Origin of the sequence: Vibrio albus (assembly GCF_003144035.1) — a bacterium.
Lineage (GTDB): Bacteria > Pseudomonadota > Gammaproteobacteria > Enterobacterales > Vibrionaceae > Vibrio > Vibrio albus.
The window spans coordinates 202,957-223,296 of record NZ_QFWT01000008.1 but is presented as its reverse complement, the minus strand read 5'-3'; the positions used below and the strand labels follow the sequence as shown (position 1 = coordinate 223,296).

The 20,340-nt window shown below is 47.8% G+C and carries 13 protein-coding genes and 2 pseudogenes; 8 read left to right on the top strand and 7 right to left on the bottom strand.

Annotated elements, in window-relative coordinates:
- Positions 1-613 precede the first annotated feature (613 nt).
- The gene (locus DI392_RS14920; RefSeq protein WP_109320481.1) at positions 614-1,588 is read left to right on the top strand and encodes an integron integrase; all 975 of its coding nucleotides are present in this window, start codon (positions 614-616) and stop codon (positions 1,586-1,588) included.
- A 36-nt stretch (positions 1,589-1,624) separates the two neighbouring features.
- Here the strand turns inward: DI392_RS14920 and gnpA are convergent, their stop codons facing one another.
- The gene (gene gnpA / locus DI392_RS14915; protein ID WP_109320480.1) at positions 1,625-3,808 is read right to left on the bottom strand and encodes a 1,3-beta-galactosyl-N-acetylhexosamine phosphorylase; all 2,184 of its coding nucleotides are present in this window, start codon (positions 3,806-3,808) and stop codon (positions 1,625-1,627) included.
- Between the two features lie 74 nt (positions 3,809-3,882).
- Positions 3,883-5,052: a glycoside hydrolase family 88 protein gene (locus DI392_RS14910; RefSeq protein ID WP_109320479.1), complete on the bottom strand. Its 1,170-nt coding sequence runs from the start codon at positions 5,050-5,052 to the stop codon at positions 3,883-3,885.
- Positions 5,053-5,501: 449 nt separating this feature from the next.
- On the opposite strand from DI392_RS14910, the gene DI392_RS14905 reads away from it, so the two are divergent.
- From DI392_RS14905 to DI392_RS14895, 3 genes are all read left to right on the top strand, one after another.
- On the top strand, positions 5,502-5,807 hold the full coding sequence (locus DI392_RS14905; RefSeq protein WP_109320502.1) for a PTS fructose transporter subunit IIB: 306 nt from the start codon (positions 5,502-5,504) through the stop codon (positions 5,805-5,807).
- Positions 5,808-5,813: 6 nt separating this feature from the next.
- Positions 5,814-6,629 (top strand): PTS sugar transporter subunit IIA, encoded by an 816-nt coding sequence (locus tag DI392_RS14900; protein WP_109320478.1) that lies wholly within the window; start codon positions 5,814-5,816, stop codon positions 6,627-6,629.
- Positions 6,630-7,044: 415 nt separating this feature from the next.
- Positions 7,045-7,443: a VOC family protein gene (locus DI392_RS14895; protein ID WP_109320477.1), complete on the top strand. Its 399-nt coding sequence runs from the start codon at positions 7,045-7,047 to the stop codon at positions 7,441-7,443.
- 82 nt (positions 7,444-7,525) lie between these two features.
- Here DI392_RS14895 and DI392_RS14890 read toward each other — a convergent pair whose 3' ends face one another.
- The gene (locus tag DI392_RS14890) at positions 7,526-8,371 is read right to left on the bottom strand and encodes a helix-turn-helix transcriptional regulator (RefSeq protein ID WP_109320476.1); all 846 of its coding nucleotides are present in this window, start codon (positions 8,369-8,371) and stop codon (positions 7,526-7,528) included.
- Between the two features lie 384 nt (positions 8,372-8,755).
- Between DI392_RS14890 and DI392_RS14885 the strand changes: the two genes are divergently transcribed.
- Positions 8,756-10,666, top strand: a complete 1,911-nt coding sequence (locus DI392_RS14885; RefSeq protein ID WP_109320475.1) for a PTS fructose transporter subunit IIABC — start codon at positions 8,756-8,758, stop codon at positions 10,664-10,666.
- Positions 10,667-10,890: 224 nt separating this feature from the next.
- Positions 10,891-12,090, top strand: a complete 1,200-nt coding sequence (gene manA, locus DI392_RS14880; protein WP_109320474.1) for a mannose-6-phosphate isomerase, class I — start codon at positions 10,891-10,893, stop codon at positions 12,088-12,090.
- Between the two features lie 58 nt (positions 12,091-12,148).
- On the opposite strand, the gene DI392_RS14875 is transcribed toward manA, so the two are convergent.
- Entirely contained in the window at positions 12,149-13,000 is an 852-nt protein-coding gene (locus tag DI392_RS14875; protein WP_245884079.1) for an SIS domain-containing protein, read from the bottom strand.
- A gap of 245 nt (positions 13,001-13,245) precedes the next feature.
- Here DI392_RS14875 and DI392_RS14870 point away from each other — a divergent pair, with 245 nt between their 5' ends.
- Positions 13,246-14,676: a diguanylate cyclase domain-containing protein gene (locus DI392_RS14870; RefSeq protein ID WP_109320473.1), complete on the top strand. Its 1,431-nt coding sequence runs from the start codon at positions 13,246-13,248 to the stop codon at positions 14,674-14,676.
- On the opposite strand, the gene DI392_RS14865 is transcribed toward DI392_RS14870, so the two are convergent.
- From DI392_RS14865 to DI392_RS14855, 3 genes and pseudogenes are all read right to left on the bottom strand, one after another.
- Entirely contained in the window at positions 14,673-18,368 is a 3,696-nt protein-coding gene (locus DI392_RS14865; RefSeq protein WP_109320472.1) for an AAA family ATPase, read from the bottom strand. The genes DI392_RS14870 and DI392_RS14865 overlap by 4 nt on opposite strands.
- Positions 18,365-19,603, bottom strand: a complete 1,239-nt coding sequence (gene sbcD, locus DI392_RS14860; RefSeq protein WP_109320471.1) for an exonuclease subunit SbcD — start codon at positions 19,601-19,603, stop codon at positions 18,365-18,367. Before sbcD ends, DI392_RS14865 begins: the two co-directional genes overlap by 4 nt.
- A 121-nt stretch (positions 19,604-19,724) precedes the next feature.
- Positions 19,725-19,966: pseudogene (locus DI392_RS14855) on the bottom strand (acetyl-CoA carboxylase, carboxyltransferase subunit beta); the annotation flags it as partial.
- Between DI392_RS14855 and DI392_RS19800 the strand changes: the two are divergent.
- A pseudogene (locus DI392_RS19800) lies at positions 19,967-20,305 on the top strand (carboxymuconolactone decarboxylase family protein); the annotation flags it as partial. It lies immediately after the preceding pseudogene.
- Between the last annotated feature and the right edge of the window lie 35 nt (positions 20,306-20,340).

Genomic DNA, 20,340 nt, shown 5'->3' with positions numbered 1-20,340 from the left:
CCGACCTCATAACGCCCAACTAAAGGGCAAAAACCAAAGCCCATTTACCCAACCGCACCAGCCGAAACCTCAAAAACAAACCGAACCAAATGTGCCGCGTGTTTTTGTCCCTTTGAGTTGTTTGTTATGACGGCGGCTCCGAACCGAACAAAAACGGCTGACACAAAGAATAGAATGAACGGGCATCAACAGAAAGATTCAAGACACCGCGTTTTCGAGCGGCTTAACCCTTTTTAATAATTGGCAATTAAAGCGGTGAGCCAACGGATTAACAAGGCTCATTTTGCACCAGCGAGAGCTTACAGCCGCAATAAAGACAAGCCTGGAAAATCACCTACAAAACGAAACGCGGCAAGCCACTGAAACCAAAAAGAAAGACCGACCTCATAACGCTTCTTAGACAGAAGAAAAACGCATAGTCACCCTGTCATAGCGTCCACCTATCTTTCTTATCTTTACCATTAAAAAAAGAATAGCACCGATAAATCAGAAGGTTAAATCCCACATCATGGGAAATAAACAGGAATTAAGTGGAATTAGTCCTTTTATCATACTTTTGCGAGGTAAAAATCCTTTACCGTACAGAAAACAGACAAGCAAAAGATCATAACCAATGGAAACCAACTCCCCTTTCCTCAACTATATTATTGAGTTTATGTATGCCCGGCATTATGCCAAAAAGACGATTGAATCCTATCTGTATTGGATTAAACTTTACATTGTCTTTCACAATAAACAACATCCGGAAAAACTCAACGAACTGCATGTTGAGCAGTTCCTGACTTACCTGGTCATGAAACGGAACGTCGCCAAAAAGACTCAGGCACTAGCCTTAAACGCCATCAGCTTTCTATACCGAGAGATCCTGTCCCGACCACTTGAGCTTAATATGCGTTTCCGGCGCTCGGAACTTGAGCGAAAAATCCCAGTGGTATTAACCCGAATAGAAATAGCCCAACTGTTAGATTGCGTAAAACCAGAGCATAAGCTTATGGCTCAGTTACTCTATGGAAGTGGTCTAAGGCTCATGGAACTGATCAGACTACGCTATCAGGATATTGATTTTGATTATGGCCTGATACGGATCTGGCAGGGTAAGGGAGGGAAAAATCGTGAAGTAACTGTGGCAACAGAGCTATACAGCTCACTAAGAGACCAGCAGAAAATCGTAAAAAAGTACTATGAATACGATATTCAGAATCCGGACTATCGCGGCGTCAATATGCCGACAGCCATTGAGAGAAAATACCCGAACGCTAACAAAACACTGCCCTGGCAGTACCTCTTTCCGTCACGCAAACTCAGTACCGATCCGAAAACGAATTTAGTCAGGCGTCACCATGTGAACCCATCGTCGTTACAAAAAGCCATTAAGCAAGCATCAAAACAGGCTCTGATACAAAAAACGGTTACCTGCCATACCTTAAGGCACAGTTTTGCCACCCATCTGCTGGAATCCGGGGCCGATATAAGAACCGTTCAAGAACAGCTCGGGCATGCAGATGTCAAAACCACCCAGATATACACACATGTGCTGGACAGAGGGGCGACCGGCGTCACCAGCCCCTTATCTCATATACTTAAATAAAAGGAGGTGACATGCACCTCCTTTCCATTGGCTTTATTATGACACCCACTGCCACTCATAAGGAGCCAGAGTCAGCGTTACTTCCTGACCTTGCAGATCCGTCACCCGGATCGTCTGAGGCTCATCGCTGAAGTTTACTGCCGTCGCCGCTTTTGTTTCAGGGTAATACGCCACATCCACATAAGGGTTTTCAGACAGCCACGCATGCTGACAGGTTTCGTTGCTACCCAGCCAAACCAGAATATGCTGCAACAAACGTGCGTTATTCATAGTAAACGGCAGGTTACTCAGATACACCGCACGGCCTTCACCATACTCACGAGCCGTCAATGCCAAATGCTGACCCTCGGCGGCAATTACAGACAGGTCATCTGCCTGCGGATAAACATAGCTCAGGTTGCCGAAATCTTCATTACCACATACAAACTGACTCAGGTAATGGCTTTTATCGGCGCTCACCGGCATCGCTACGCGACCCATGGTAAGAGCAGTCTCTTTTTCCAGACCGAAGATATCACCAAGCTGGAAATAACGACCGTTCTTCTGCCATGCCGACGGATCCGACACACCCAGCAAACCACCACCGTTGGCCACAAACTGGCGCAGAGCCACCAGCACGTCCGGCTTATCCCAGCACTCACCACCACTCCAGGCTGAGTTAGCATCACCGGTATTGATGATCACTTTAATATCATCGCTGATACCGTTTTCCTGAATATCTTCGAAGCTGATAAATTCAACATCAAACGGCAGGCCAGACAGACACTCCAGCAGGTTGTTACCGACAAACTCCATCACATCCGGTCTTGGCGGCACATAAAAACGCTGATCACGAGCCTGGTTCTGCAGCCAGCTACGCGCTTTGCCCCATGCACTCAGCACGGCAACCTTACCCGGCAGTTTCTGTGATTCACTGCGCTGAGTATGATTCAAATAGTCACCAAACTCCTGAGAAATATCAGCCACATGGTCGATAAAGTGCGGGAACTTATTTGCCAGAGACAGATAACCACCATAACCGATACGATCCAGCGGTTTTTGCAGCATCGCACGGCGGATCTTGGTCCAGTTCGACATCGACTCAACCACCGGATCGTTGCCTTCACGGAAGACATCCGGGAAGAAGTACGGGTAGAAACGTGCTTCACGGGTCTGCTTACCACAGGAATCCGTCAGGCGACGCAGCGCCACCCCGTCTTCGACCGCACCGATATTGATATCCAGACCAATCTTCTGATAGCTCTCAAGGAACGGTTCGGTACCAATCCAGTGATCGCCCTGGAACATCGCGGTTTTCTTACCCGCTTTATGGGCCATCGACACCAGTTCACCGGCAAAGTCGACTACAAATTCCTGCACAAAGGTCATCCAGTCGCGGTAACGCTGGGACGGAACCTTATAAGTACCGTTGTAGTAACCCGCATCGACAAAGTCTTCCGGGCTCAGCTTATAGCCAAAGCGCTGTTCGAAATCCTGCAGGGCGCGTGGACTTACGGTTTCACCATAGCCTGTCCAGTCGCGATAGATATCCTGATTCTTCTCACCCGTATCGATCACAAACAGAAAAGCAAACGTCGTGAATCGAACCACCGTCGTGTGTGGATGTTCATCCAGCCATTTCTGGAAATGTCGGATCAAATGGGCCCGACATTCCGGGTGATACGGGTCCAGGCTTTTAATGCGAGGCCCGTCCCAGTCATTGGTCAGTGCGTTGTACATAGACACACTGTCCCACACCTGACGGGCCATAAAAGTCACTGTGTACTCATGATATGGCGTCGTATTACGGATCACGACACTTTTCGTATCCGGTTCAAAATCCCACTGTTGGGTATCAATAACCTGATTGGTAGTACGATCCCGAACTTCCCACCATTGTTTTGGATCACTGTCATCATCCAGCTCATATTTGTCTTTGCTGTAACCGCTTAGCGGAGAGATAGATGCACTCTCTTCCATTGCCGTTACCGGGAAAGACATCAGATATTTACGGTGCAGGTATTCCGGATGCTGGTTGGCATACGCCTGATCCCCGCGGACCAGACACATCACCGAATAGATATCACTGTCCTGTTTCGCCAGTGAATCCGGCATGCTGGTACCGTCACTGTCACGCAGTGCATCGGCCTGCCAGCGTTGGTACAAATCTAAAACAACCTCTTCCTGTCCCACTTCGACAGGCAGAGTCATATGACCTTTACGAGAGGCAACCTTTGTCATGAATTACTCCAGAGAATCTGTAAAAGGGCGGGTGACATCATCACCCGCGGCTATAACCAATTATGAGAATCGTATTACCAGAAGAACTTCTGATAGCCATTGGCGCGCATCAGCGCCTCAAGATAGTAGTAGTCACCATAAGGCAGCATGTTGTCACACAGACCCACTTTGACAAACGACGCCCCATGGGCAAGCAGCCCCTGAGCCTGTTCATCATTGGTGAGGTCACAGGTATCCATCAGCCCCTGCAGCAGATACAGACCCCAGTCACGGAACGGTTTGGCTTCCTCTTCATCATCGATGCACTGAGCAATCAGCAGCAGACCAGCCGCTGTGATGGCTCCGGCAGAACTGTCTTTATACTGAATCTCGGTTTTTGGCAGCCGGTAATCCCATACAGGAACACCATCATCAGTGATCTGCTCCACCGCATGTTGTGCCAGCTTTTTAGCCAGAGTCAAAAACGTTTCATCACCGGTATACAGATACGTTTGTGCGAACCCATGTACCGCCCATGACTGTCCTCGCGCCCAGCATGAATCATCCGCATACCCCTGGAAGGTTTCCCCTTTGATTGGCTGCTGAGTGACCGGATCAAAATTAAATGAATGGAAGGTCGAAAAATCATCACGGACAATATACTTCGCCAGCGTTTCACTGTGACGTTTTGCGGCTTCAGCATACACCGGAGAACCCGTCACTTCAGAAGCCCAGAATAGCAGTGCCGTATTCTGCAACGAGTCAATGATGGACTTACCCTGGGTGATCTCAGGGCCAAGAGGATGCGTGTCATTCCACGCGACAATATAACCGCCGATTTTACGGAAGCGGTGCAGCAAATGATCCGCCGCGCGAATCGCCATCATTTTCGATTCTTCATCACCGGTCAGCTTATAATCGGCAACACAGCTCAGGCTATACTGAAAGCCCAGATCATGATCCAGCCAGAAAGGATCCAACAACATATCGGCAAAATAAGATTTACGCAGTTTCGCACTATTCTTAAACTGCTGATCGGCGGTCATCTGATAGCAGAGCCACAGCTCACCAGTCCAGAACGAGGACACCCAGTCGAACTGACCACAATATTCCCACTGATTTTTTTCAGTACCAATTTTTGGGTTGCGCTCACCTATTTTAGGAATATTGCGTTTAATTGCATCTACCACATGTTCTAAATGACCAATAACACGTTTCTCGTCCAACGGAGCCGGTACAGGTCTCAGGGTTACAGATTCTTGCATAAAACCACTCTTATATTCATCTATTAGCTCTTTACGGTTTGGATTATATCTTCAGGAAAAATATATAAAACAGCTTTTCATTTTGTTTGAGGTGATGAGTTGAATTATGCGACAGACATTTTAAAACGGCGTTTTATATTATTGCAATTGACAAGATTAATGATAGATTCCCGTTCAGGAGCTGCGGTGCGCTTTCACTGCTGATTTGGTCGTCGGCGCAGATGAAAGCCCATGCATTGCTGTGAATAACAAGATATAGCTATTCCCTTATTATTTTTTACCTTCGTTGTATTCGGGCACGTTCAGTGCCCTTTTTTACCTCCGCCGATCATCGGTCTAAGCATAGACAAAGTTGACAAGCCTTCCTTTCATTCCAGTCAATCACTTTGTGCCACAAACAGAAACACTATAAAATGACCAGCACCGACTCAGAGAAACAGATAAGAAGCATGAAGATAGCCGCCGTCACCGCCTGTCCGACAGGCATTGCCCACACTTATATGGCCGCAGATGCCCTGCGCAAAGAAGCTCAGAAAAGAAATATTCAGATAAAAGTGGAAACTCAGGGAGCAATGGGCATTGAAGATCACCTCAGTGCGACGGACATCGCTCATGCCGATCTGGTGCTGATTGCGTCAGATATTGAGGTGGAGCAAAGAGCTCGCTTCAGCGGCAGTAAAATCCACTGTGTGACCATTGAAGAAGTGCTGACCGATGTCTCCGGTGTCATGGCCCGCTGCGAGTCACTGTCTTAAACGACCATGAGAATTGAAAGACGAATAACCTTCGTTATTGGTAAAGAAGGGTTTGCAGCCTGGAAGTTAAACCGGTTAAAAACTCTGGCGGGGTATTTTCGTTCTGTCATTATCCTGCAGAATATTACAACCGGGGAGTCCGCCAACGCAGAGCATACCCTGAAAGTCATCAGTCTTGGCTGCAAAAATCTGGATCTTTGTCAGCTATGGATTGAAGGGTCAGATGCTGAGCTCGCCTGCATGGTACTGACCGACTTCATTGCCGACCAATTTGCGATTGTAAATACCTCTCACAAGCGCCGTGAAGATGATATTAACTCGGTTATAAAGCACCACCCAGCCTTCCAGCTACCGTTCCAACTCAAATATGTTTTTGAAGATATTACCGCACATTCGGGTATCAATAAGATGGTTGTGCTTTCAAAAATCAGTACCGCTCTGAACCCTCGCATGGCTCAGTCCGTCTATGAAGCAATGCTCAATAGAGAAAATGTATCCTCTACTGCCATAGGCCATCACATTGCCCTTCCCCATGTGCTTCTGGAAGATATTACAGAACCTTCTATCGCCATCTTTCGCCTGAGTCAGCCTATAGACTGGCACTCACGAATGGGAGATGTCCGTATCATTATTGCTCTTCTGCTCCCGGCCCCACCAGAAATGAACATGATCAAAGCTTTTACAGGTATAAGCCGCACACTACTGAACCCTGATTACTGCCATCTGATCACGACAACTAAAGAGCCTGAGGCGATAAAAGCCATTCTCCTGAATATGATGTCACGATCCTGTCCTCCTTCTGAAATTGACAGAAATGAATAATTCACCAAAATCATCAAACAGTGTGAACTATAAATTATCGTAATCCGGATAAAATAAAACCAGATAAAACACCCCATCAACTTTTACATAAAACAAACATCTTTAATTAAGAATAAGCTCATTAAAACAATGGTCTCGGGTATCATCTTGACCATGAGCCACCATAAAAATTAACATAAAATCACAAAATCAAACTTAAGCACCTTTCATCCCTTTTTGATCTGGTTAACAAATAAAAATACATTTGTGAATTTTTATTGCTAAATGTTCATCGATACGGTTAAAGTTAGACAAAAGTGCAACCCCCTCACTTTTGATCAGGCCATGGACGTGCTGACCAATATACAGACATCGCTTTCCGTATCAGGACGTTCCACCCTCGTTAATAGTTTATGATTTATCGCTTGGAGACATTATGATTGCTAAAGACGCCGTGTTACGGGTAACAAGAAGGACAGATAACCTGGAAAAAATCGCGGACATGTATAAAAAGGCACTAGGGTTCGAATCGCTGGCTGAATTCAAAGACGAAGAAGGTTTTGACGGTGTGGTGCTCGGTCACCCACATCACAGTTACCACCTTGAGTTTACCAATCGTCATGATACAGAAATCCCAAAACACGAAGCCGATGAAGGTTTTCTGGTTTTTTTCCTTCCTTGCAGTAGAGAATGGGAATGGGCATGCCGTTCAATGATTGATGCCGGGTTCTCCTATGTCACCTCAAGAAACCCTGTCTGGCAGCGTGTAGGAAAAACGTTTGAAGATGCCGACGGCAACCGTATCGTTCTTCAGAACCGCGACTGGCCAGCATAAGTTTCGTTTTCATATCACAATATCATTTGGCTAAATAAGACCACGCATCCTCTTCCGAAAGTGGTCTTTTTTAATCGCTTCGCTATCCCATACTCCGGTATTCTGTCGGAGTGCGTCCAGTTTTATTCTTGAATACCCGGAAAAAATAGTTCACATCCTGAAACCCGCAACGGGTTGCCACTTCATTCAGCCGGAACGAATACTTGCGCAACATAAACTTCGCCCGATCAATCCGTACCCAGGTAATATAATCGGCCAGAGTCATATGCCCCTGCTGACGAAACAGCCGGGAAAGATGATTTGGGGAAATATTAAACCTGGCAGCAATACTGGCGCGGGTAATAGAGCGATGGAAATTCTCCTGAATATAGATGCATATTCCCTGGTACAGGTCTTCACTGCGTTTTTTTGCCGCATGTGCCGGGTCAGCGATCATCAGTTGAGCATAGCTCATCAGCGCCAACAGAAGGTGTTCATCAACAGGGCTTCTCTTCGGTTCATTGGCCAGGGCATTCAGTGCTTCAAGAATATGATCAATCGCGTGGCCGGTCCGGGTCTGGATGCTGTGTTTACGCACATCAAAGAAGCCACTTTCTCCTTTCTTTTTACTGACCAGACTGAACCCCATCTGACGTCTGCCAAACAACAAACTCAATACAGAACAGTCCGTATCCCAGTCCGGTTTATTCCAGCAGTTAGGTGGAATAAACAATGCGTCGCCAGCAAGGATATTCACCTTGCTGATACCGTGCTCCGGCTCTTCAATCTCATTGATATATGACCCGCTGATCACCAGCTCCAGACGCGGAAAATTCACCTGATAGCTAAAAGGTGGCGGTGTCAGCTTATCTGCTGCAAACCAGATTCGGTTAACGTTTTCTCTTTCAGCCAGCAGAGTCTCTAACAAATCATGAAACACAGCACCCATGGTTTTATCTCCATCGTCATCACACGAATTCACCCGGACAAACGGCCTGCTTAAGTGACGTCTGGCACAGTTTCACACGCCAACAGAACGCAACTTTAATCCAGAAGACAAAGAAAATAAATAAAATCCAAAGAATAAAAGCCATTAAAAAGATAGACGAAACCAATATAAATGTATGAATTTTAGTTGTTTTTTATTTAAAAATAAGCATAACGATATAGAATTCAATACATGCGTCAGATCACACTTAGATAGTATTGTTACAATAATCCAGTAAATGTCTCTCTTATACACTACCGGATTTTGTTCTGCTGAACGACAATACTCATGACACAGCGAGGGCCTTCGCATCAATACAACAACATAATGTATAGGTGAAACATCATGATCACTGACTTAATCAATGAACAGTTGATATGCCTTGATCTCAATGCAAAAACCAAAGACGAGGTTTTTGCCGAGCTGATCGACGTACTCTACACTCAGGGCAAAATAAACAACCAGGCTCAGTTTCTCGCGGATATTAAAGCCCGGGAAGAGCTGGGAAATACCGGCTTTGAAGAAGGTATCGCCCTTCCCCATGCGAAAAGCTCAGCAGTAACCGAACCTGCTGTAGCGATTGGTATCAGCCGTAGTGGGATAGAATACGGCGCAGAAGACGGTCAGCCATCCAAACTTTTCTTTATGATCGCCTCTCCTGACGGCGGTTCAGACCACCATATCGAGGTACTGGCAGAGCTGTCATCAAAACTGATTGAAGAGGGCTTTGTCGAAAGCTTTATGAATGCAGCCAGTAAAACAGAAGCACTGGAACTCCTGCTGCAAAAAGTAGAACCGGCAGAGGATAACCCAGCAGCAAACAAAGGCTTTCTGATCGGTGTAACCGGCTGTCCTGCCGGGGTAGCGCATACCTATCTGGCAGCGGAATCTCTGGAAAAAGGAGCCGCAGAGCTGGGCTATCAGATCAAAGTGGAAACCAACGGTTCTATCGGAGTTAAAAATCAGCCAACTGAAGATGAAATCGCCAAAGCCGATGCCATTATCGTAGCCTGCGATAAGCAGGTAGATATGAACCGGTTCGCGGGTAAACGTGTGATTGAAACTGGCGTAAAAAGCGCTATCAAAGATGCAAAAGGCCTGATTCAGGAAGCTCTGGATTCACCAAAATATCAGGCAGACGGAGTAAAAACCGAGAGCAAAAAACCCTCTCAAGGCCGTTCTGAACTATACCGCTACCTGATGAATGGCGTGTCTCATATGATCCCATTCGTGGTTACCGGTGGTTTGCTGATCGCTCTGTCACTGGCCATTGGCGGTGAACCAACCGAGGCGGGCATGGCCATTCCTCCGGGCAGTCTGTGGAATAAAGTACTGGATGTCGGTGTCGTCTCCTTTACCCTGATGATCCCGATTCTGGCGGGTTACATCGCCTACGCCATTGCTGACCGTCCGGCTCTGACTCCAGGCCTTATCGGTGGCTGGATTGCCAACAATGGCTCATTCTATGGCGCTGACGCGGGTACAGGTTTTATCGGTGCGATTGTTGCCGGTCTATTGGTCGGTTATTTTGTTCGCTGGCTAACCAGCATTAACTACCATAAGTTTATTCAGCCACTGGTGCCGATCATGATTGCCCCGATCGCAGGCTCTCTGTTCATCTCCAGCCTGTTTATCTTTGTTATTGGTGCACCTATTGCTGATCTGATGAACAGCCTGAATGCGCTGTTAACCAGTATGAGTACCGGCAGCAATGTCATTCTTCTTGGTATCGTTCTGGGTGGGATGGCTGGATTCGACATGGGTGGTCCGTTTAACAAAGTCGCTTTCCTGTTCTCTGTCGGCATGATAGCCAGTGGCCAGACCCAGTTTATGGGCGCGATGGCCTGTGCTATTCCGGTTGCTCCGCTAGGCATGGGACTGGCCACTGTATTAGGTCATAAACTGAACCTGTTTGAAGCCTCAGAATTTGAAGCGGGTAAAGCTGCCGGCGCAATGGGGCTGGTCGGTATCTCTGAAGGGGCGATTCCGTTTGCTGCTCAGGATCCACTCTCCGTTATTCCGGCCAACGTTATTGGTTCGATGGTCGCTGCGGTAATGGGCTTCTCATTTGGTATCACCAACAGTGTCGCGCACGGTGGTCCGGTTGTTGCCCTGCTGGGTGCGATGAATAAACCACTCCTGGCACTTATTTGTATGGCAGCCGGTGCCGTGGTAACCGCTCTAGTCTGTGTCACTCTGAAGAAAATGCGTCAGAAAAAAACGGAAACAGAGTTTAAAAGCACCGTAATGAACTAACCCATACAGCATCACAATATGTCCCTACTTATGCTCCAAGCCTGTATTGTGATGCCTTTTGTCCCTTCTTCGGAAGGGACATTTTTATTTACTAAGTAAGCCATTAAATGTTGATCTCATTTATGGAACACCTACAGTCACTGACGATACACTCCAGACGGTGCAATTCGTAACATAGATCACGTACACTAGGCTCAGGATAAAAACTATATCAGAGGATAACCATGACTCAGGCATCAATGCAGTACTTCTTCCCAATGGACAACGTCATCCAGAATTACGCATGGGGTAGTACAACGTCTATCAATGAACTTTTTGATATCGCTAACCCAGGCAATACACCCCAGGCGGAAATCTGGATGGGGGCCCACCCGAACGGCTGCTCAAAGATTGTTGAGAATGGTGAGATTCAGTTACTGTCCGATTTTATCGATTTAGATAAGTCCGGTATTTTGCACGAAGGGACGGATATCCAGTTTGGCGAGCTGCCATACCTGTTTAAGGTGCTGGCGGCAGGTAATGCGCTGTCTATTCAGGTTCATCCAAGTAAAGAACAGGCAGAAATCGGTTTTGAAAAAGAAGAGCAGGCTGGCATTGCCCGCACTGCGGCTAACCGTAACTATAAAGATCCTAACCATAAACCAGAACTGGTTTATGCCCTGACCCCTTATCAGGCAATGAACGGCTTCCGTGAATTCCCGGAAATCCTGAGTTTATTCAATACAATAAACCTACCATCGATTGCGTCTCTGGTGAGCGCATTTGCCGCTTCACCAGATGAAGAAGGCTTACAGACTTTTTTCCGTTCCATGCTTTCCCTTGAAGGAACAGAGAAAGAGACCGCCGTTCAGGAGCTGCTGACATACGCCAACGCCCATCAGAATGACGATCTATTTGCACTGATCCTCGAGCTTGCCGAACTGTATCCCGGTGATATCGGCCTCTTTTGCCCATTAATCCTAAACGTACTAACACTACAGCCGGGCGAAGCCATGTTCCTGCATGCCTGCACCCCTCATGCCTACCTGAAAGGGACTGGTCTGGAAATCATGGCCAGTTCAGATAACGTATTGCGATCCGGACTGACACCAAAATATATTGATGTGGAAGAGCTGGTTAGCTGTACCCGCTTTGAAGCCAAACCGTTAAAAACCCTGCTGACTCAACCAGAAGAGCAAGACGGAATCCTCGCTTTTCCTGTCCCGGTAGACGACTTTAAATTTGCGATTATTCAATCAACCGACGGACTGACCCTTCGGCCGGAAAGCGCAGAAATACTGTTTGCCATTGATGCAGACATGACTCTGACTCACAAAAGCGGTGAGGCAGTAACCGTCAGAAAAGGCGAATCCGTTTTTATCCCCGCCTACACCAGCAAATATCAGGTGGCCACCGAAGGCAAAGTCGCCCGCGCTTATAACTGATCTCTCTTTCAAAAGAGCCCTGCGGATAACCACCAGCAGGGCTTTATTAAAGTCTTAACTACTCCCGTAATCCCAGAGCTTTATGTGTCGTATTCAGGTTCTTTTCCGCCACATCCGGCATCTTATTGACTATAGTGGCATACAGGCAGTCGATCATGGCCAATTTTACCAGCCTCGCTGTACCATTTTTTCCCATTACCGGCTCGGGAGAAGAAGGAGCATACAAAGGAATATCAGATAACTGTGACAACTCAGCATTATAGTTGTTGGTGATAGATATTATCTTCGCCCCGGACTGCTTTGCCAGGCGAACAGAATCCATCAAATCGGCTGTCTGACCCGAATGAGAGACCACCAGAACAACGTCATGTTCGGTAAGCAGGCTGGCAGACATCAGCATCAGATGCCGCTCCATCGGCACCGATGCTTTCATACCAATACGCAGCAGTTTTTGCTGGAAATCTTCGCACACAATACTGGAAGCCCCGGCAGCGTAAAATTCGATACTTCTTGCGTTTAAAATGGCTTCCGCCGCAGCGCTCAGACTTTGGGAATCAATAAAATCCAGTATCTCAGTCAGCGCATTAATAGAATTATGCAACACCTTGCTTATAATTTCATCACAACTGTCATCAGGCAACAACTGTTCACTCGGCGTAAAATCCGAAGACTCCAGTTGAGCCGTCAACGCATCTTTCAACTGTTTAAAACCACTGTAACCCAGCTTTTTCGACACCTTGACCAGCAGTGCCGGAGACACTCTCAGCCGCTCTGCCACTTCTTTAATGGATGTATTTTTATGCAGAAAGTGGGGCTGAAGAAAGCTCTCGACAATTGACTGCTCTGTCTTGGTCAAAGAAGGCATTCGCATGCGAATATTCGGCAAGGGCTGATCGATATTCATTGACATATAATACATTCCAGTGGAAAACAGGCCCTATTATATACCCGGTAAAAAACAAAAAGAGTGTTTTAATTTACACTTTAAAAAAATTCTGGACAAAAAGGTATTTTATCAGACACATAAACCTCTTTTCAGGATGAACTATACTAATAGTAAGATTGCATACGTGATGGCAAATGCAAAAATTACCACAAACAACAATAGTAATATAAATGCATATATAGATAGTCCGTCAGAGTGGAGTACTTACCATGTTCCATAGAAAAATGACCAGGGTACCTATACTCATACTGGTATCAACGTTCCTTATTCTGGACTTCACTCTGCTGTTTATAAACGTAAATTTAACTCAAAATCTGGAAAGTGATGCTCTGATCATTAACGTAACCGGCCGACAGCGGATGCTTTCACAGAATATCGCCAAAAACCTTCTGTTACTGAGCGAACAACCTAAAACACCACCACTGACAGCCGAAAAAAAAGAACTTAAAGACTCCGCCGAAACATTTAACCAGACTCTGTATACACTGAAAAATGGCGGCAATCTGACCACCCCCGCGGGGACCACCGTCACACATAAAGCCATTCAGGATCTGCGTAGCCAGCAGATTCTGACCAAAACGCTTGAACTCTGGATTCCTGTTTATACTAGCTTGCAGGCCAATCCACTTAATATCCTCAAGCCAGTTCTGCAACACTATGCGCTACAGACCAATAAATCGGTCCTGTTTCAGATGAATGAGCTGACGGTTCGTTCGGAAGAGCTCTCTGTACAAAAATCTCAATTCTTACGTATTGCCCAGATTGGTGTGTTTGCTCTGGTACTGATTAACTTTAGCCTGATTCTTTACCGGTTACACCTGGCAAACAAGAACAGCAGTTACTTTCAGACCAACCTGGAAAGACTATTAAAAAACATGCCTCAGGCCGTGCTGTTGCTGGACGAAAGAAACCGGATTATCTACGCCAACAAAGTCGCACAAGCATTATTTAATCAGTCTGCAATGCAATTAAACGAAACTCCGGTAACCAACTTTATCCCTCACCCTTTGGAAAATAAACAAATCCAGGTTGGTGACCAGCACTTTCAGATCTGCTGTTCTAATGCGATCACCATACCGCATGAACTGAAGCTACTCAGCCTGATGAACATCACCGAATCCGTCGAGCTAAAAGAAAAATCCAATTATGACGTACTGACGCCACTACTCAACCGCAGTGGCCTGATTGAGGAATACATGAAGCTGGCCAAAAAAGTTGATCAGATCTGCTGTCTGTTTCTGGATCTGAATAAGTTTAAGGCTGTGAACGATAATTACGGGCACACTGTCGGAGACAAGGTACTGACAGTGGTTGCCCAGAGACTCAAATCCAGCGTCAAAAAAGCGGATATTATCGCCCGTTTCGGTGGGGACGAGTTTGTCATCATGCTGGAGAAACCGGCCAATATTAAAGATATTGATATCCTCTGTAACCGACTGGAAGCGGTCACCAGAGAAGAGATCAAAATCGGCCAGCATTCCTTCCATATTGATGTCAGCATCGGTGTTTATATCGGAGACCCGCAAACCGAATCATTCGATATGATCATCAATGAAGCGGATCAGGCCATGTACGAGAACAAACACTCCAATAAACTGGTCGAGCATCTTATTCAGGGAAAGGCCTTACATCACACTTAACCCTGGCCTGCTCTGTACCCGCTTTCTAATTCGCTCACCCCCAGCCCACTCTGTTTCTGAACCTTAATCTGGACCGGAATGCGCTCTTTCATGGCTTCCACATGGCTGATCACGCCGATCATCTTGCCGGAGGCATTCAGGCTGTCCAGTGCGTCCAGCGCCATGTCCAGTGTTTCCGCATCCAGCGTGCCGAACCCTTCATCCAGAAACAGAGAATCAATACTGGTTTTGTGACTGACCAGATCGGACAAGCCCAGTGCCAGAGCAAGACTGACCAGAAAGCTCTCCCCGCCAGACAATGTTTTGGTGTCCCGGACGACATCGCCCTGCCAGGTATCCACCACCGACAGCTCCAGCCCCTCACTCTCTTTTCGTTGCAGCTCATAGCGTCCATGTAAGCGCTGAAGCTGTTTATTCGCCAGATACACCAGATTATCCAGCGTCAGTCCCTGAGCGAATTTGCGGAATTTATCCCCGCTTTGTGAGCCGATCAGAGAATGCAGATACTGAATATCATCGTGCACACTGCGATAGGCATCGATCTCTTTGAACAGGGCCTGCTGGCTCTTACGGCGATTAGCGTCTGACTGCAGCTCATTCGCCACTTCACCCTGCCGCTTCGTTCGCGCTTCCATAGTTATCTGCAGGGCCTGGACCTGTTGTTCAAACTCCGCTTTCGGAGTCTGTTGATACCCCTGCGTCACATCATCGGTCAGTAGCTGCTGTTCGGTTTGTACCGCCGCATCCACCAGCGTCTTCGTTTTGCTCCGCTCACTCTCCAGTGCGTCTTTCAGCGCCACCAGCCTTTGCCGCTCTTCTTTCTCCAACAAGGCGGATTCAAACGCCTGAGTCGAATCGAACTGACTCTCCTTCAGTAAGGTTTCCCACTCATGAATGCGGGATTTCTGATTCTGCTGCGCTTGTTCATAAGAGGCCTGCAAATTCGCTATCTCCCCTTTCAGAGACTGCAGGCTTTTTTGCAGCTCCGCCGTCTTTTGCTGCTGATGCTGGTGTGTCTTTTCAGCCACATTCCAGCGTTCCTGAGCGGTCTGCCTTTCCTGATCCACGCGCTTATCCCCAAACAGAGAATATCTTTCCTGTTCAAGCACCTGCAGTCGTTTACCCTGCTGTTCCAGGTCCTGCTCCAGCGCCGCCAGACGCTGCCTTGCTTCCGATACCAGCTTCTCGCCGGTTTCTATATTCGCCTGACTTACGGCCAGCTCGCTCTTATGCTGGTCCCGCGTCTTAATCGCCTCTTTCCAGGCGGTGGCATCCGCCTGTTTTCCCTGCAGCCAGACAGGCAGCGATGCCCGCTCCGGAGGCTCAAACCCTTTTTCACGGATCTGATCAATCAGTCCTGCAGACAGACCGTCTATTTCGCTGAGTGACTTGCTGTGCTGTCCCTGCTTCTTGTCCAGATTGCCACGAATGTGTTCCAGTTGCTGCCCGAGCAATGTCAGTCGGGACTCGGCCTGATGATGGCGCAGTTGTATGGCATCCAGCGACTCTTTGGCCTCGGCCAGACGCTGGTTCAGCCTGCGGTACTCATGAATCGTTTTGTACAGGGTTTCGCTCTGTTTTTCGGTTTCAACCGCCAGCGATTTCAGCGTGTCCGCATCTTTAACGGGAGCGGTGTAGTCCGTCTTACCCGCATGCTCCGCCCAGCTTTCCTCCAGCCTGTTTTGCTCCTGAGCAATGTGCTGCCGGCGTTTTTGCTCATCACCGATGCGGCGCTCCAGAGAGCCAATATCCAGATTAAGCTTATCTCCCTGCTCCTTTATATGGTCCCGCTCTTTCTCAGCGTCCTGCTTTTGCTGTTGAGTTTCAGAAATACTGACCGTTTCATTCTGCTCCGCATACGGGTGTTCAGCCCCACCACAAAGCGGACATGGCTTTCCAGGCACAAGCTGACTACGGTATTCAGCCAGGCGTTCTTCCTGACCAATCAGCTTATCCAGAGCCTTGACCAGCTCATTCTGCGTGGCATAGCGCTGACGCAATTGCAGCCTGTCCTGCTCCAGTTTCTCCTTTTCCTGTAACAGAGCCGGTATCTGCTGATCCTTTTCCTGCTTTTCATTCTGAAAGCTGAGCCACTGGTTCTGTACCATTTGCAATGCAGACAGGGTTGCCATGGTCTGATTTCGCTGTTGCAGCTGATTTTCAAGCTGATGAATATCCTCTTCAACAGCCCGCTCGGTCAGAAACTGTTCTCTCTCACTGTCCGTGTCTGTATAGGTTTTCTGCAACTTAGCGAGGCTGTCAGACTCCAGTTTAAGCTTCTGCTGATCAGCGGCATATTGCTGCTCTTTCTGCTTTAGCTGTGCGGCATCGGCTTCTGTCTGAGCGGACAGTTCCTGAGCCGCTTTCTGTTGCGTCTCTATACGCTCATATTGCGCATTCCAGAGGCCGAGATATTGCTCCAGGCTGGCATCCGCCTGATGCTCGTTAAGGTATTGACTGATTTGTTGCAGAGAGTGTTCCGTTGTTGCGGCATACTGCTGCTGCTCAGACAGGGCGTGCTTTTGCTTGTCCAGATCAGACTTCAACTGCTGCTGACGCCGCGCCAGTTCGGTCTTTTTATCTGTTTCTGCCCGGATGGTTTGATCCAGCGGAATCACCTGCTCATTAAGAAGCTTTTCCAGAGCCCGGCTGGCCTGTTTGGCCTGCTCCAGATGTTCGTTTTTTTCCCGTAACCGGGCTTCCGCATTCTGATACGCTTGCTCCGCTTCTTCACCAGCCTGAGACTTTTGCTTTAGGTTTTCTTCCGTCTGACGACAGTAAGCACTCGCTTCATTCATCAACAGATACGGTACACGTATGGCCTCCGCGGGTTCACTACGGGCAAGTTTATCCAGCTCTTTTGCCGAAGCTGCGACAGCCTCCTGAGCCAGGGTGAATGCCTGTTCCGCTTCCTGTTTATTTTTCCGGACTTTCTCCAGATCATTCCACCAGCGCAGCCCGGCATCCAGTTCGTTTAATGCCGTTTTCTGCAGCTTCTGCTCCTCGACCAGTGCCGCCTGTTCTCGTTCCAGAGTCTGGCATTCTTCCTCACTCAGTAGCTGAACACCCTGAGCTCTGGCCTCCAGCTCGGCCATGGTCTGTTTTGCCTGAGTATAGTGCTCATGCACTTTTGCTGAGATCTGTCCGTAAATTTCCGTTCCGGTCAGCTCTTCCAGCAGCTCTGCCCGCTCAGCTTCCCGGGCATTCAGAAATGCGGCAAATTGTCCCTGCGACAGCAGCATAGATTTAGTAAAGCGACCGAAATCCAGCCCGGTTACGGATTCCACCAGTTCCAGTTTTTTCGTCACCTGATTTGCCAGCACGGTACCAGAGGCGACTTCCGCAAGCTCCGCCTGGGGTGGCTGCAGGTTACCATCAACCTTGCCACGCGAGCGGCGCATGTTCCAGAATGCCCGGTATGCCTTGCCTTTTACCTCAAATTCGACCTCGGCCTTACATTCAGCCGTGCCGCGAGTCATCAGTTCATTACTGGACGCAGAGATATTCCCCAGCCTTGGCGTTTTGTGGTAAAGCGCCACACAGATGGCATCGAGAATGGTGGTTTTCCCGGCTCCCGTAGGCCCGGTAATGGCAAACAGACCCGTGTCTGAAAACGGCGATTGGGTAAAATCGATATACCACTCCCCTTTCAGGGAGTTGAGGTTTTTAAACCGTAACGTCAGGATCTTCATTCACCGTCTTCCTTATGCTCAACTTCCAGTACAATTTCGCTGAATTTCTGTTTCAGACGTGTCAGCCTTTTCTGTTCGTCTTCTCCTTCAAACTGCTCTTTCTCCAGCCGCTTATCAAAGACGTCATAAGGCGTCAGCTCGGCCAGCGTTTCTGTGGCTTCCCGGGTCAGGTTGTCACGCCGCTCACCTTTTTTACGCTTTAAACGGATCACTTCCACATTCAGGCCTTCCGTCATCGCCTGAATACGCAACTGCAAGTCGGACAAATAGTCCTGCACTTCAACTTCGATAAACAGCCAGACCGGTTCGTCCTCTTCCTGAGCCGGCGGGTACTGACTCAGCAAAGACTCAATCTCAGCCAGATCGCCTCGCAGCACCTCCATCTGGCGGAACATAGGTACCTCCACCGAAGTGATCTGCCTTTGCTCATTGTCAGAAAATTCAACCATGACCACCTGTTTTTTCCACTTCAGCTCATCAAAACTGAGTGGGATGGGCGAGCCGCTGTAACGAATATGTTCTGATTTGGCGACAATCTGCGGGCGGTGAATATGCCCCAGCGCAATATAATCGGCGGGAGGGAAGCCGTCGGCGGCAAAGGCATCCAGAGAGCCGATATAAATGTCCCGTTCGGAATCGGTTTTTGTTACCCCCAGAGCGGTCAGGTGACCAGTGGTAATAATAGGTACCTGAAGGTTATGGCTCTCCCGGTGGTCGATCGCTTTCTGATAAAGCGCCCGGTAATGGTCTTTTATCAGCTCACCCAGTTGCTTCTGTTTGTCTCTTCCCGATTCTCCGGCCGCACTTTGCATCACATCCCGGGCACGAATAAACGGCACGGCACACAGTAAGGCACCGACCTGACCTTCGTGATTCTTCAGCTCAATAAGCTGCTGATCAAGCTCACCACTGGTGCTGGCAATAACCCGTGTATTCAGACAAGAAAGCAACTGGCGGGATTCATTGAGCGTGGAAACCGAATCATGATTTCCACCCAGAATCACTAACTGACAGCTAGTCCGGCTTATATCCACCACAAACTGGTTATACATTTCGCGGGCATAGCTGGGTGGCGTACCGGTATCAAACACATCACCGGCAATGATCACTGCATCGATTTTTTCGGTTTTGACCAGTTCTAACAGCCAGCGGATGAATGCCTGATGCTCATCTTTGCGGCTTTTAGTAAAAAAATTCTGGCCCAGATGCCAGTCAGAGGTGTGAAGAATTCGCATGATCTGTCTTATGCAGGAAAAGGTAAGCTATTGTGCCAAGAATATGCAGACCACTCAAATATCTGGTAACCATCGCTTTTATAGTGATATTTATAGAGCAGCTTAGTGACGAGATCGGTAACTACGTTTCTGGTGAAATAGTGGTATTAGTTAATTTAGCCATTTAGTCCCCCCAATTCGTTTACGCATGTCACGCCTGTCCACCATCATATCTATAGCACCGTGCTCTAAAAGGAACTCACTTCTCTGAAAACCTTCAGGTAAGTTTTCGCGCACCGTTTGCTCAATAACACAACGCCCGGCAAATCCTATAATGGCCTCGGGTTCACCGATGTTAATATCACCTAACAGACCCAGACTTGCACAATTAACGTTGAGCATGAGTGTCACTACTGCGTTCCAGCTCATACAGGCATTGCTGATATGATGAAAGTGTCTCCAGCTTTAACCGAAGCCCTGCGTAATCGCGAACCGATGCCTACATAAAAGTTACAAGTATTACATGATACGACACTGGCTATGACACGAAATCGGAGCAACCTGGCACAAAAGCAAGTTGGGCGTTTTTTTGCAGAAGGCTATACTGAACGGCAGTTGCTAGAAATAGTATTGGGTCAAGCGCAAAAACTAATGAGCAACTATACCAACCACCTTGCTAAAACACCGGTTGATAAAGTATTCGAAAAATACACGTGGAAGTAGTTCTGGCAATTAAAACAGGAATAGCAGGGAGAGCG